At 46.7% G+C, this 13,552-nt stretch carries 12 protein-coding genes; 8 read left to right on the top strand and 4 right to left on the bottom strand.

Features of this window, described 5'->3' with window-relative positions:
- Positions 1-63 precede the first annotated feature (63 nt).
- The 3 genes from QMA04_RS09965 (at position 64) to glpK (ending at position 3,678) form a co-directional block, all read left to right on the top strand.
- Positions 64-906 carry an aldo/keto reductase gene (locus tag QMA04_RS09965; RefSeq protein WP_290185515.1) on the top strand — a complete coding sequence of 281 codons (843 nt, stop codon included), beginning with the start codon at positions 64-66 and terminating at the stop codon, positions 904-906.
- Positions 907-1,270: 364 nt separating this feature from the next.
- Positions 1,271-2,131, top strand: a complete 861-nt coding sequence (locus QMA04_RS09970; protein ID WP_290185517.1) for an MIP/aquaporin family protein — start codon at positions 1,271-1,273, stop codon at positions 2,129-2,131.
- Positions 2,132-2,154: 23 nt separating this feature from the next.
- Positions 2,155-3,678 (top strand): glycerol kinase GlpK, encoded by a 1,524-nt coding sequence (gene glpK / locus QMA04_RS09975; protein ID WP_290185519.1) that lies wholly within the window; start codon positions 2,155-2,157, stop codon positions 3,676-3,678.
- A 159-nt stretch (positions 3,679-3,837) separates the two neighbouring features.
- On the opposite strand, the gene QMA04_RS09980 is transcribed toward glpK, so the two are convergent.
- Positions 3,838-4,203 carry a peptidoglycan-binding domain-containing protein gene (locus QMA04_RS09980; protein WP_290185520.1) on the bottom strand — a complete coding sequence of 122 codons (366 nt, stop codon included), beginning with the start codon at positions 4,201-4,203 and terminating at the stop codon, positions 3,838-3,840.
- A gap of 139 nt (positions 4,204-4,342) precedes the next feature.
- On the bottom strand, positions 4,343-5,254 hold the full coding sequence (locus QMA04_RS09985; protein ID WP_483313717.1) for a DNA/RNA non-specific endonuclease: 912 nt from the start codon (positions 5,252-5,254) through the stop codon (positions 4,343-4,345).
- A gap of 823 nt (positions 5,255-6,077) precedes the next feature.
- On the opposite strand from QMA04_RS09985, the gene QMA04_RS09990 reads away from it, so the two are divergent.
- The 5 genes from QMA04_RS09990 to QMA04_RS10010 all read left to right on the top strand — a co-directional run bounded on the left by QMA04_RS09990 (position 6,078) and on the right by QMA04_RS10010 (position 11,947).
- Positions 6,078-7,013 carry a LytTR family transcriptional regulator DNA-binding domain-containing protein gene (locus QMA04_RS09990; RefSeq protein ID WP_290185521.1) on the top strand — a complete coding sequence of 312 codons (936 nt, stop codon included), beginning with the start codon at positions 6,078-6,080 and terminating at the stop codon, positions 7,011-7,013.
- Between the two features lie 139 nt (positions 7,014-7,152).
- Positions 7,153-7,998 (top strand): ABC transporter ATP-binding protein, encoded by an 846-nt coding sequence (locus QMA04_RS09995; protein WP_290185522.1) that lies wholly within the window; start codon positions 7,153-7,155, stop codon positions 7,996-7,998.
- Entirely contained in the window at positions 7,995-8,705 is a 711-nt protein-coding gene (locus QMA04_RS10000; protein ID WP_290185524.1) for an ABC transporter permease, read from the top strand. The genes QMA04_RS09995 and QMA04_RS10000 overlap by 4 nt, the downstream gene beginning before the upstream one ends.
- Before the next feature lie 192 nt (positions 8,706-8,897).
- Positions 8,898-11,168, top strand: a complete 2,271-nt coding sequence (locus QMA04_RS10005) for an ATP-binding cassette domain-containing protein (RefSeq protein ID WP_290185526.1) — start codon at positions 8,898-8,900, stop codon at positions 11,166-11,168.
- A 110-nt stretch (positions 11,169-11,278) separates the two neighbouring features.
- Positions 11,279-11,947, top strand: a complete 669-nt coding sequence (locus tag QMA04_RS10010) for a type 1 glutamine amidotransferase domain-containing protein (RefSeq protein WP_290185528.1) — start codon at positions 11,279-11,281, stop codon at positions 11,945-11,947.
- Positions 11,948-12,053: 106 nt separating this feature from the next.
- On the opposite strand, the gene QMA04_RS10015 is transcribed toward QMA04_RS10010, so the two are convergent.
- Both QMA04_RS10015 and QMA04_RS10020 read right to left on the bottom strand, forming a co-directional pair.
- Complete coding sequence (locus QMA04_RS10015) at positions 12,054-12,509, bottom strand: biotin/lipoyl-containing protein (RefSeq protein ID WP_290185529.1); 456 nt, start codon at positions 12,507-12,509, stop codon at positions 12,054-12,056.
- 19 nt (positions 12,510-12,528) lie between these two features.
- Positions 12,529-13,551 (bottom strand): alpha-ketoacid dehydrogenase subunit beta, encoded by a 1,023-nt coding sequence (locus QMA04_RS10020; protein WP_191716290.1) that lies wholly within the window; start codon positions 13,549-13,551, stop codon positions 12,529-12,531.
- Position 13,552 lies beyond the last annotated feature (1 nt).

Here is a 13,552-nt window from a genome sequence, read left to right on the forward strand (position 1 = left end):
ATCGTTTGAGTTTGCGATGGGGGAAGAGTAATCTGAAAATAGAAACGAAAGGAGTGAAGGTGAATGAATAAAGCGATACCAGAAGTGACGCTGAACGATGGAACAACCTTGCCGGTTACGGGACTCGGTACATACGGACTGTGGGGCAATGCGGGGGCGAACGCAGTCAGCAGCGGCATCAATGCGGGTTACCGGTTGATTGACACCGCCTATAATTACGAGAACGAAGGAGCGGTCGGGGAAGGCATCAAACGAAGCGGCATTTCCCGTGAGGAACTTTGGGTGACTTCCAAACTGCCGGGCCGTTACCATACTTACGACAAAGCGATGGTGGCGATTCAGGAATCGCTGTACCGCTCCAATCTGGATTATTTCGATCTCTACGTAATCCACTGGCCGCTTCCGAATCAAGATCTCTATGTGGAAGCGTGGCAAGCCTTGATTGATGCGCAAAAATGGGGCCTTGTCCGGTCGATCGGCGTCAGCAACTTCCTGCCGGAACACCTGGAACGCATTATTCAAGAGACCGGAGTGACGCCGAGTTTGAACCAGATTGAATTGCATCCGTTCTTTAATCAGGAAGAACAGCGGCGCGTGCACGCAGAACACGGGATTCAAACGCAATCGTGGAGCCCAATTGCCAGAGCAGCAGATATTTTGGCGAATGAAACGGTGCGCAAGATTGCCGAAACCCACAATAAAACAGTTCCGCAGGTTGTGCTGCGCTGGCAATACCAAATCGGTTCTGTTTCAATTCCGCGCTCCACTTCTCCTCAGCGGCAGCGGGAAAATCTAGCCATTTTTGATTTTGCATTAAGCGAAGCCGAAATGGCTGACATTGCCAAATTGACCCGTCCGGATGGCCGGCTGTTTGGTATGGACCCGGCTACGCATGAAGAATTTTAAAATCGGTATTAGCTCTAGGTAAATAATGGCACACCTGCAGCAGCACGTTGCAGGTGTGTTTTGAATCGAAAAGGAATGATTGGAGCAGCTAACATCTTCAGAAGTAGAGAACTCCCGCTAAAAAATGGACTCGTGCTCGAAAAGATTTATTAATCGTTTTTTTTACTGAAAATTCTAAATATGGTATTGACAGCGCTTTCTTTTACGTATAACTTATAGGTAACAAGTTAAAGATTGTGTTGGAGACCGAGAGATTCGCACATCAATGAGAACTTCTGACAAGGAGAGCTTTCATTGAGTGCGAATTTTTTTATGGCCTTTCAAACGGTTTTTGCTTTAAAACAGAAAAAAGGAGTGATAATTGATGTCGGAGTTTTTAGCAGAAGTGATCGGTACCATGATCCTGATTATTTTTGGTGCGGGTGTAGTCGCTGGGGTGGTATTGAAAGATTCAAAAGCTGAGAATAGTGGCTGGATCGTCATTACGATTGCTTGGGGTTTGGCCGTAACGATGGGTGTTTATGCAGTCGGCGGTATTTCGGGAGCCCATTTAAATCCGGCGGTGACGCTTGGGTTTGCAGCAGTAGGGGATTTCCCATGGGCGAAAGTGCCGGTTTACATAGCAGCACAGGTTTTGGGGGCGATCATCGGGGCAACAATCGTCTTTTTGAATTACTTGCCGCATTGGAAACGGACAGAAGACCAAGGAGCAAAATTGGGCGTGTTCGCCACGAGTCCTGCTGTACGCAGTCCGTTCTCGAATTTGGTCAGTGAAATCATCGGGACTGCTGTTCTCGTGATGGGCTTGTTGTTCATCGGTGCCAATGAATTCACAGAAGGCTTGAATCCGCTGATTGTCGGCGCCTTGATCATTGCCATCGGGATGTCGCTCGGCGGCACGACGGGTTATGCCATCAACCCGGCACGTGACCTCGGACCGCGTATTGCGCATGCATTGCTGCCGATTCCAAATAAGGGCAGTTCAGACTGGAGCTATGCCTGGGTACCTGTAGTCGGGCCGATTTTCGGCGGTATATATGGAGCCGTTTTCTACAAAGCCATGTTTACAGGAGACTTTAACCTGCTTTTCTGGGGACTCAGTGCAATTATGGCCTTGATATTAGTCGGAGCGGCCAACGCAGAACTGAAGAAAGGCCATACAGTGGCCAATGAAATTGAAGACACTTTAGTGGAAGATACCGAAGTGACGAAAGTCCGTTCATAAAAACATCTGAGGAGGAATAGAGAATGAGCAAAGATTACATTCTGTCGATTGACCAAGGAACAACGAGTTCACGTGCGGTATTGTTTAACCATAAAGGGGAAATTGTTGAAACAGCGCAGCAGGAATTTGAACAGTTCTTCCCGAAACCAGGCTGGGTAGAGCATGATGCCAACGAAATCTGGACGTCTGTTTTAGCTTGTATGGCGGGTGTCTTGCGGAAAGCGGATGTGGATCCGGACCAGATTGCAGGAATCGGGATTACGAACCAGCGCGAGACGGCTGTCGTTTGGGACCGCAATACAGGAAAGCCAGTCTATAAAGCGATTGTCTGGCAATCGCGCCAGACAGGTGACATCTGTAAAGAGCTGAAAGAACAGGGACATGAACAACTGTTCCGCAAGAAAACCGGTCTTTTGATTGATGCCTATTTCTCCGGGACGAAAGTCAAATGGATTTTGGACAATGTGGAAGGGGCACGGGAAAAAGCGGACAACGGCGATTTGATGTTCGGGACCGTCGATTCCTGGCTTGTCTACAAGTTATCAGGCGGAAAAACCCATGTGACGGATTACAGCAACGCTTCGCGTACCTTGATGTACAATATCTACGATTTGGAATGGGATCAGGAACTTCTGGACATCCTGACCGTGCCGAAGAGTATGCTGCCGGAAGTCCGCCAGTCTTCAGAAGTTTACGCGCATACCATTGACTACCATTTCTTCGGACAGGAAGTGCCGATTGCCGGGATTGCCGGTGACCAGCAAGCTGCTTTGTTCGGACAAGCTTGCTTCGAAAAAGGCATGGCGAAAAACACATACGGCACAGGATGCTTTATGCTGATGAACACGGGTGAAGAAGGCGTGGTTTCGGAGCACGGCCTATTGACTACTTTGGCTTGGGGTGTTGACGGCAAAGTGGAATATGCGTTGGAAGGCAGTATCTTCGTTGCCGGTTCCGCCATTCAATGGCTGCGTGACGGTTTGAAGATTCTGGACACTGCACCGGAAAGTGAAGCGTATGCCACTTCAGTCGAATCGACGGATGGCGTCTACATGGTGCCGGCCTTTGTCGGCCTCGGAACTCCTTACTGGGATACAGATGCCCGCGGCGCCATTTTCGGCTTGACGCGCGGTACGACAAAAGCGCATTTCATCCGTGCGACACTTGAATCACTGGCTTACCAGACAAAAGATGTTGTGGATGTCATGATCAAAGATGCCGGCATTGAACTGAAAACCTTGCGTGTAGACGGCGGGGCGGTATCGAATGATTTCCTGATGCAGTTCCAAAGCGACATTCTGGATGTGCCGGTTGAGCGTCCGGTCATTCAGGAAACGACAGCACTGGGGGCAGCTTACCTGGCCGGACTCGCAGTCGGTTTCTGGAAAGACAAAGAAGAGATCGCCAAGCAATGGCAAATCGACAAGACCTTTACACGCGATATGCCAACTGAACAAAGCGAGCATCTGTACGATGGCTGGACACAAGCAGTAGCGGCGACAAGAACATTTAAACAAGAAGCGAAAAAAGCGCCGATTGTCCTGTAACGGCTAGAGTATTCACGTCGTTTTGCGTTACCTATAAAGTGCTATGTTAAATGAAAAATGCCCATCCGATTTTCCGGATGGGCATTTCTTGTTGGAGCACACAGTGCCTAAGTTTTAAACGTATTTCTTATATAAGCGATGCTACGAAAATAAGGTTTTCTAATATTCCCCGTATAACGCCGTCCACGTATTCGTGCCGACAATGCCATCGACTTTCAAGCCTTTATCTGCCTGATATTGGCGGACGTTTTTTTCTGTTTGAGGCCCAAAGATGCCATCAACCGCGGTTTCGAGTCCGTAATGATCCAATGTCCACTGGAGAAGTTCCACTTCAATGCGTTCACTTCCGTTGCGCAAAATAAACTGATGTTCCGGGGCGATGTCCATTAAATTCGCAAGGCGGGCTGGCAGCTTATCTTCGGTGACTGCAGCTGCATGGCTTGTAGCTTCCGCCGGTTGGAAAGTGAGGGGAGAGGCAACCAATAACCCAAATGCCAGCAACGTTGGAATCCATTTCTTCTTCACGGCTGATTCCTCCAGAATTTGTATTTGCCTCCTGTGTACCCAGTTTATTTTTAAACAAAACCAGTATTCAGCCCGTTAAGGAAATAAATTTATTGGTGCCCTTTGAAAATTTTCGCTTCGTCATTGTTCTCCTGCAAACTTATTCTCCGACCATTCCATCGTTATCATTGTCCCGCATGTATGGATATAACCAATGATCACTCATAATGGGCATGCTGAAACCGGCTGCTTTTGCTTCTTTGATCGTCACCTGCCCATTGCCATTTGTATCAACGCTGGATACGTCTCCGCCTGTATCTGCAGGGGCTGACTCGGCAGGTTCACTGTTTGTGGCTGTACTGAATGAAGCATCAGGCTCACTGTCTGTTAAACCGAGAGAGGCGTTTATTTCATCCGGGTTCGCGTTGTCAAATGCATCGACGACTTGGTTCCCTTTGATCGTATAGCTATATTGATAGCTTGAAGGGATTTGTGTTTCGGTATCGGGATAGGTGATGATGGCTTCAAAATTCGTTGCTCCGCCTGCGTCACGGATGCTGTCTTCCATATAAGCTTGATCCCCGTGCCGGTTAAGTGTACTTTCTTGCGGGGTAATATTATAGGCATTCGATACTCCTCCAAGAGAATCGGCAATGACATGCCCTTCATCCAAGATGTCGCTTTCGACGCCCGGAACCTTTGCCTCATCCGAATAATATCTGCCGGACGATAAGACAGGTTCGCTGCTGTCATCCTGTACAATGATTTCCGCAGCAACGACACGTTCTAGCTGCCCGTGTTCATTCGTAAAGGCCCAATATTCACGGTCCCCGTATCCAATGTCAACGACGATGTTGGCTTCACGGTATCCAGACACATCGCCGCCATCCACTTCAATCAGTTTATATCCTGCGAACAGTTCCTTTTTTTGCTGGGCTTCTTCTTCAGCTTTTTTCTTTTTCGCTGCCAGTTCCTGTGCTTCTTTCTCTTTCACAAGTTTCTCGGCCGCTGCTTTTTCTTCAGCTTTTTTCTTTTTCGCTGCCAGTTCCTGCGCTTCTTTCTCTTTCGCCAGCTCCTCAGCCGCCGCTTTTTCTTCGGCTTCTTTTTCAGCTGCCAGGCGTGCTTCTTCTTTTTCTTCTGCAGCCTGGATCTCGGCTTCTTCCAGGGCGATGCGTTGTTCTTCAGCTTCTTTTTCTTTCTGCGCTTCCATTTGTTCACTTTCGACGCCAGCCGCAGTATCGACTTCGTCTGCTGTAAAGGCGACTCCAACGCCAGAACCAATTATTACTGCGAATGAAAGAGCAGTCGCAAGACCAGCTTGCTTAACCGTTAGCCCTTTTTTGAACAAAGCACTGACGAGCAGCAAAACAATACTCGCAGCGAAAGCCAATAAGGCAACCAATATCAATAAAACAAATACCACATCCATTTAATATGTCCCCCTGATTTGTCTCTTTCTAGATCTATATTGCTATTTTCCAAAGATGAATATAACACGATGTAGAAGGTAAATACTAGGGTGTGATAATTTTTTGTCTGGAAATATTTAGTTCTATGGATTTACTTATGCATTCGCATTAATAAAATCTGATACTCTGAGCGGGTTTCTGTATTTTTAAATTATGGTGGCAGACAAATTACACTAACGTAACTGAATAGTTTTAGCTTAGGAGAAATAGGTGACGTAGGTTTGTGTGGAGATTTTTGGATTAATGGAGTCTATATATGGAATGAATGAGAGAAGAAGTTATGAATACTGAAACATTCAAACATGCATCCAGTTTAATAAAAAAACTGGGTGCATGTTTTGATTTAAAATGGGCTGTTCTACTCGACCTATTTAGCGATACAATAAATGGTAGAATCTTTATCTTTTTTACATGCGGGAGGCAGCTATGAAAATTCAAGCAGTGGTTGTAAATGGTCAAAAAATAATTCCATCCATAGAAGTCGGGCTTCAGAAACAGAAGGTCTTCGGCATCCAGACGAATGTGCAGCGCAAGAAAATCCTGCTGGCTGAATTGGCCGAGCAGCCGGATACGTACGTATCGCTTGTTGAGCAGGGAGAGTACAAGCGCCTTACGGTGGAAGAGCTGCTGCGGTTTATGAAAAACATCAGTGGACACGACAAACCGGTTGGCACAATGCTCCGCCTGTTTCAGCTAGAGGATCTGAGGAAGATGAAAATCAGCCATTTGCCTTCGTCGAAACAAATCTATTTGTCACTGCTTCGCATTTATTACGCACATCAGCAAACAATTGTATTGGAAGAACCGTATTTCCAGCTGGAAGAACAGGAGAGGCTCGTGTTTGCGCGATTGCTGCAGGAGCTTTCAGCAGAAAAACGAATCATTATCCTTACGTCCAATCTGGAAGATGCGCTCATCAGCTGCGATGAAATTTTCCGCTTGGACAATGCCGGACTGCATCAGCTGGATTTTGCTGATTCAGACAGTGAGCCGCCAGTGCAGGAAGAGATTGAGGAAGCGGAATTCAAAGTTCAAAAGATCCCGACAAAAAAGAACGACAAAGTTATTTTGTTCAATCCTCCGGAAATTGATTACATTGAAAGCATCAACAGTATGGCCGTGGTACATGTCGGAGGCGAAACCTATAGTTGTGCACTGACTTTGGCCGAGTTGGAAGAGCGCCTGCAACATTACGGCTTTTTCCGTTGCCACCGCTCGTATATCGTCAACCTGCAAAAAGTGCGGGAATTGATCACGTGGACAAAAAACAGCTACAGCCTGCGCTTGACGACCGGTCAGGATTCGGTCGTGCCATTGTCACGGACCAAATTAGTGGAATTGAAAAAGCTTCTGAACATTTAAATTTCCCAGGAAATAATTGGTCAAACCGGCGCTTTTGGGGTGCAGTTCGGCCGGAATAGGGTACATTTCAGCCTGATTTGAAGGTGGTCTTCTCTTTTTCTTTATATGCTTATGCTATCAACGAAAGGGAGTGGCACACATGAACACAATTTCCGTCCAAAATATTCAAAAATCATTTGCTGGCAAACCGGCATTAAAAAATGTCTCATTCGATATTCCGAAAGGAGAGATTTTCGGTTTCCTGGGACCGAGTGGTTCCGGCAAAACGACCTTACTGAAAATTTTGACTGCACAACTGGATCCGACAAGCGGGAGTGCAACCGTGCTGGATAAGCCAGCCAAACTGATGCAAAAAACCGATCAAAAAAGACGCTTCGGCATTTTGACCGATAACAGTGGATTATATGAACGGCTAACGATTGAGGAAAACCTGGAACTGTTTCGTGGCTTGTACGACTTGCCGAAATCATCCATTGATAAAGTACTCAATTTCGTCAATTTGACTGCCGACCGCAAGAAGCGGATCAGTGTCCTGTCAAAAGGGATGCGCCAACGCGTCACCTTGGCCTGTGCCATCATCCACGAACCGGAAATGCTGTTTTTGGATGAACCGACGTCTGCGTTGGATCCGGTGAATACGGCACATATCCATAAAGGCTTACGCTATTTGAATGAAAACGGCACAACCATCTTTTTGACGACACATGATATGACCGAAGCGGAAACGCTGTGTGAACGGGTAGCGATTTTGCACAAAGGCGAAATCCGCGCAATCGGTGCGCCCGCTGAACTTAAAAAGACTCATCGCGACGGCACGCTGACAGTGGAATTGACGTCTGGCCAGAGCGAGCGGCTGCCGATGAACGAAAATTCGGCAACCCAAGTTGCCAACTGGATGAGCCAAGGCCAAATTGATCGCATCTACACAAATGAACTGAGTTTAGGCGATATTTTCATTAAACTGACAGGGAGTGAATTGGTATGAACGTGTCATTGAAACGGATCCAAGCCATAATAGTCAAAGATTATAAAGAGTTTTCCAGAAACTATGCAATTTCAGTCATGATCTTATTCCCCTTACTTTTTGCCTTTATGTACCGTTCAGATGGTGCTGAACAAGCCACTATGTATGCGTTTGTCATAAACTTTTCGTTGGCGATGCTCACCAGTTTTGTCCAGGCTTGTTTGATTGCTGAGGAGAAAGAACGCAACACGCTGCGTTCGCTGATGATGACACCGGCTTCTATGCTGGACGTGCTGATTGGGAAAAGCGCACTTGTATTCATCATTTCTGCGGCAGTGCTGGCGCTGTCGACATACATTTTCGGTTACGATACTTCGAATATGATGGTGCTAGTGGCGGCGATCGGCATTTCCATTCTGCTTTATACGGCAGTCGGGACCATTTGTGGTTTGTATTCAAAAACTTTGATTGAAGCGTCCCTTTCGATTTTCCCGGTATTGATCATCTTTACCATGGGGCCATTCGCTTTGGTATTTGAAGAAGATTACCAGTTTGTGAAAGTCCTGCGCTATTTACCGAGCAGCCAATTGAGTGAATTGCTGAATGCTTTGGAAATCGGAGCGACGACCAATGAACTGATCATGAATTTGGTTATTATTTCCATATGGGCGATTGTGTTGACTGTGATTTCGTTTGTCCTGTATAAAAAACGTTTGATGGATCGTTAAAGAAATGAAGAGAGCCACTATCTGAGTTTTTTCTTTTATAGTCTCACACCCGCAACCTTCTTGTTGCGGGTGTGTTTTTTATATTCGCCTTCCTCATAACCAGAGAGACAGTTGTGTGAACCCATCCAAAATAGGGAAAGCTTTCAGTAGTAGGGTAATTCCTGGATTTGATTGAAAAAGGAGAATGTTAGTGTGACAGAAAAAAGAGACGAAATCATTTTAAGAGGGCTACAAGAAAATAACTTAAAAAACATTGATTTAAATATCCCGAAAGAGAAAATCAATGTCTTTACCGGTCTGTCGGGTTCAGGGAAAAGTTCCGTCGTCTTTGATACTTTGGCAACCGAGAGCAGAAGGCAAATGACTTTGAACTACCCGTTGTATGTCAGACACCAGATGCCGAGGTACGAAAGGCCGCATGCCGATTTGATGCAGCATTTGAGCCCGGTCGTTGTCGTGGAACAGAAACCGGTAAGAGGCAATGTGCGTTCAACGGTTGGCACGTACATGGACATTGATCCGTTGATTCGGCTGCTGTTTTCACGGATCGGCAGCCCATCGATTGGTTCAGCAACGGAGTTTTCCAGTGACAGTTCTTTTGGAAAATGTCCGGAATGCAGCGGATACGGAGAAATCGTTGCGCCGGATATCACCAAACTCATCGATCACACGAAGTCACTCAGGGATTCCGCAGTGAGATTCAAGCCGTTGGCGCCGCCCGGCTGGCAAGGCAGATGGATGGTGGACGGCGGATTGTTCGATCCTGATCTCCCCATCAAAGATTTCTCGCAAGAAAAATACAATCTTTTAGTCTATGGACCGCCGGAAGGCGAACGGGCATTCAGCACTTATTATTACAAAGTAGGCAATAGGGACATCGAATGGGACGGCATCCTTCCCCGGTTTGTTCGCCTGTACATTAACCGGGACCTCACGAAATTGAAAATAACGTCTCAGGAAGATGTCTTGGCAATGACCACGCACACAGCGTGTCCAACGTGCGAAGGTTCGGGACTGAATCCAAAAGTGCTGGAATGCAAAATCAACGGGTTGAATATCGCTCATTATGACCATTTGGAACTGACGGATTTGCTGGAGGAACTGGCGGAAATCCAAGATCCCGTCGGAAAATCAATTGCCCAGCAAGTATTGCCTAACGTCAGACAATTGGTGGACTTGGGCTTGGGTTATTTGAGTCTGAAACGAAAAATGGGCACACTTTCCGGTGGAGAGGCACAGCGCGTGAAAATTGCCCGCCATTTAGGAAGCAGTTTAAATAACATCACTTATATTTTCGATGAACCCAGTGCAGGGCTTCATCCGGAAGAAATCGAAATGCTGACGAAGATGCTGAAAAGTTTACGGGACAACTACAATACCGTAGTGGTCATCGAGCACAATTTAGCCGTCATCAAAACTGCAGATGAAATCATCGAAATGGGCGCCGGTGCGGGAGTGAGCGGCGGGGATGTGGTGTACCAAGGCGAACTGGAAGGCTTGAAAAAAGCTTCAGCCATCACGAATTTAGACCATAAATTGACAATCAATCAAAATCCGAGAAGAGCAGAAAATAGCTTTTCGATTGAAAATGCTTCTGCCAACAACTTAAAAGATGTAAGTGTGGAAATACCTGGAAATGTCCTGGTCTCTGTTTGCGGCGTATCAGGTTCGGGCAAGAGTTCGTTGCTGTTTGGCGCGTTTGCAGAGAAGTATCCGGAAACCATCTTGGTGAGCCAAGGCAGCATCGGAACGTCCAGCCGTTCGACACTCGCGACCTACATGGGGATTATGGATGACATTCGATCGATTCTGTCAAAAGAAACAGGACAGCCGGTGGGATTGTTCAGCTTTAATTCAGCGGGTGCTTGCCCTGTCTGTGAAGGCAAAGGCGTCACTACACCGGACGTGGCTTTTGCAGATCCCGTTTCTGTAACATGTGAAGCATGTAAAGGTACGCGGTATTCAGATGAAGCCCTGTCTTATCGATACAACGGAAAAAATATTGTGGAAATTTTGGAACTCACGATCGAGGAAACCAATCAGTATTTAGATATGCCGAAAATCGTCAAGAAAGTAGATACATTAAAAGATGTTGGGCTCGAATACCTGACGTTAGGGCAGACTACAAGTTCGTTGAGCGGCGGAGAAGTTCAACGCCTTAAACTGGCCAGTCACCTTAAAAAAGAGGGACAAATCTATTTGTTGGATGAACCATCCTTAGGCTTGCACACCAAAGATAATGAAAAACTATTGGACGTTTTCCAAAGGCTAGTCAATAAAGGGAATTCCGTCATCATCATTGAACACAATTTAAACTTAATCGCTGCGAGCGACTGGGTCATCGAAATGGGGCCGGGCGGAGGAAAAAATGGCGGTGAAGTCCTGTTTGAAGGAACACCGGCAGATATGCTCCAGGCGGAAACAGTGACGGCGAAATGGCTGAGAGAAGGTATGGGAGAGTAGTTTTTTCACTAGCTGAGAAAAATGCAGGAATTGTCAGTTTGTTTGAAGCGAAAAACATTCGGGAAAGCCTAGTATTAGGATGATTTATAAACTTGAGGAGGAAATTAAAAATGGCTAAAGTGTTAGCAGTTCTATCAAGTGGACATACGGATACAGAAAATAATTACGAAACCGGCTGGTGGGCCGAAGAATTATTTGCGCCGATGGAAGTATTTCAGAACGCAGGACATCAAGTCGACCTGGCTTCACCAAAAGGTGGGAAACCGACACTTGACCAAGCGAGCATCAGTGAAGATTATGATCCAGACGGCAAATACAAAAAAATGTATGAATCGGGATTAGCAGATGACACAAAAAAACTTTCGGAAATCAATCCGGAAGAATACGACGCAATATTTATCGTCGGAGGCCATGGAGCGATGTATGACCTGGCTAAAGATGAAACCTTGCATAAAATCATCAATGCCGTTTACGACAACGGAAACATTGTTTCAGCGGTTTGCCACGGACCCGCTCCATTGCTTTGGACAACACGTCCCGATGGCAAGAGCATCATTTCCGGCTTGGACGTAACCGGGTATCCGGAAGCGGTTGAACCGGAAGGCCTTCCGGCAATCCTGCCATTCAGCTTGGAAGGTGAAATGAGCAAAGTGGCTAACTATTCCGCTGAGCAAAAAGTGGTCTGGGGCAATGATCAATTGGTGACCGGCCGTGACCCGTTTTCTTCTGAAGCACTGGCTGAGGAATTGGTGAAAGCTTTCGATAAAAGAACTAAATAGGAAATCTGGGTGATGGAACTTCTCATCAACACCAGAAATGCCGAACTTTGCGCAGAAACAGCGCGAAGTTCGGCATTTTTTTTGAAATAGCATCTGTTATGCAACTTTAAAGCCCTGATTCATACCGGATGTCTTCTTCCGTGATGCTGCCTTGGGGGCCAGACCCTTTTACCGCCTCAAGATTGACTCCCAAATCTTTGGCGAGCCTACGGAGCCTCGGCGAAACGCGGACGAAACTACTGGCTTCCTGTTTCTTAGGCTCTGTCTCTTTGGCCATTACCTGTGCGGGCGTTTCCTCTTGGCCGGCTGATCTTTTGCCGGGAACCCCTTCTGGGTCAATGGTTGCCAGCACATCGCCAACTTTTGCGGAGTCTCCTCGTTTTACCGCGATTTCCTGGATGGTTCCGCTGCTTTCGGCTGTGATTTCGGAAACGGCTTTTTCGGTCTGGATTTCCACCAATGGCTGTCCTTTTTCCACGAAATCGCCAACTGACACAAACCAGAGAACCATCAGGCTTTCATTCACATCCTCCGCCAACTGCGGCAATCGGATTTCAATCATTCCAGCACCTCCAGAGTCACTAGGCTTCAGCCATCATTTTTTTTACTTGCTCATAGATTTTATTCGGTCCCGGAATCACGAAGTCTTCCAGAACGCCGCTATACGGAATCGGTACATCGGGAATGGCCAGCCGGCTGATCGGCGCTTCCATTTCAAAAAATGCTTCTTCAGCTATAATTGCTGAAACTTCTGCGGTCATACCATAGGACAGGTAATCTTCATCGACGATGAGAAGACGATGTGTTTTCTTGACGGACTCAATGATGGTGTCTTTATCAATGGGTGCCAGTGACCTTAAGTCAATGACTTCAGCTTCGATTCCTTCTTGGGCGAGGCGTTCTGCAGCTTCGACTGCGTAATGGGTCATCATTTGAATGCCGACAATCGTTACGTCTTTTCCTTCCCGGACGACTTTTGCTTTATTCAACGGAACAGTATAGGAGTCCTCAGGAACATTGTCTACGGCTGCGTCTAACTGCTCCATCCAGCCCAGTCCTTGGAGTGATTTATGGAACATGAAAACAACCGGATTGTCGTCTCGGATCGCTGACACCATCATGCCTTTTAAATCATATGGATTAGACGGTGCGACGACTTTCATCCCTGGCATATGGGCGAATGTTGCATAAAGGGTTTGCGAATGTTGTCCAGCATCCCGGTAGCCTCCGCCGACTGCAGTCATAAGCACCATCGGCAGTTTAACATTGCCGCCCGACATATAAGGGATTTTTGCCATATGGTTATAGATTTGATCCATGCATACGCCAAAAAAATCGACAAACATCAATTCTGCAATCGGCCGCATGCCTTCTGCGGCGGCGCCAATGGCAGCTCCGATAAAGGCGGTTTCGGAAATAGGAGTATCCAGCACCCGCTCAGGTCCAAATTTTTCAATCAACCCTTGTGTCGAACCAAATATACCTCCATACTTTCCGATATCTTCACCTAATACAAAGACATTTGGATCGCGCTCCATTTCCTGCGAAATTGCTTCCGCCATAGCTTTGTTGCCGGTGAGTACTCTTTTTTTTGCTGTTTCCACA

This window comes from Planococcus sp. APC 3900, assembly GCF_030407735.1.
GTDB lineage: Bacteria > Bacillota > Bacilli > Bacillales_A > Planococcaceae > Planococcus > Planococcus notacanthi.

Bases quoted from the DNA above. Each gene is read 5' to 3' on its own strand.
- glpK (WP_290185519.1), top strand. From the start codon at position 2,155: ATGAGCAAAGATTACATTCTGTCGATTGACCAAGGAACAACGAGTTCA.
- QMA04_RS09995 (WP_290185522.1), top strand. From the start codon at position 7,153: ATGAACACAATTTCCGTCCAAAATATTCAAAAATCATTTGCTGGCAAA.
- QMA04_RS09990 (WP_290185521.1), top strand. From the start codon at position 6,078: ATGAAAATTCAAGCAGTGGTTGTAAATGGTCAAAAAATAATTCCATCC.
- QMA04_RS09965 (WP_290185515.1), top strand. From the start codon at position 64: ATGAATAAAGCGATACCAGAAGTGACGCTGAACGATGGAACAACCTTG.
- QMA04_RS09970 (WP_290185517.1), top strand. From the start codon at position 1,271: ATGTCGGAGTTTTTAGCAGAAGTGATCGGTACCATGATCCTGATTATT.
- QMA04_RS10015 (WP_290185529.1), bottom strand. From the start codon at position 12,509: ATGATTGAAATCCGATTGCCGCAGTTGGCGGAGGATGTGAATGAAAGC.
- QMA04_RS10000 (WP_290185524.1), top strand. From the start codon at position 7,995: ATGAACGTGTCATTGAAACGGATCCAAGCCATAATAGTCAAAGATTAT.
- QMA04_RS10010 (WP_290185528.1), top strand. From the start codon at position 11,279: ATGGCTAAAGTGTTAGCAGTTCTATCAAGTGGACATACGGATACAGAA.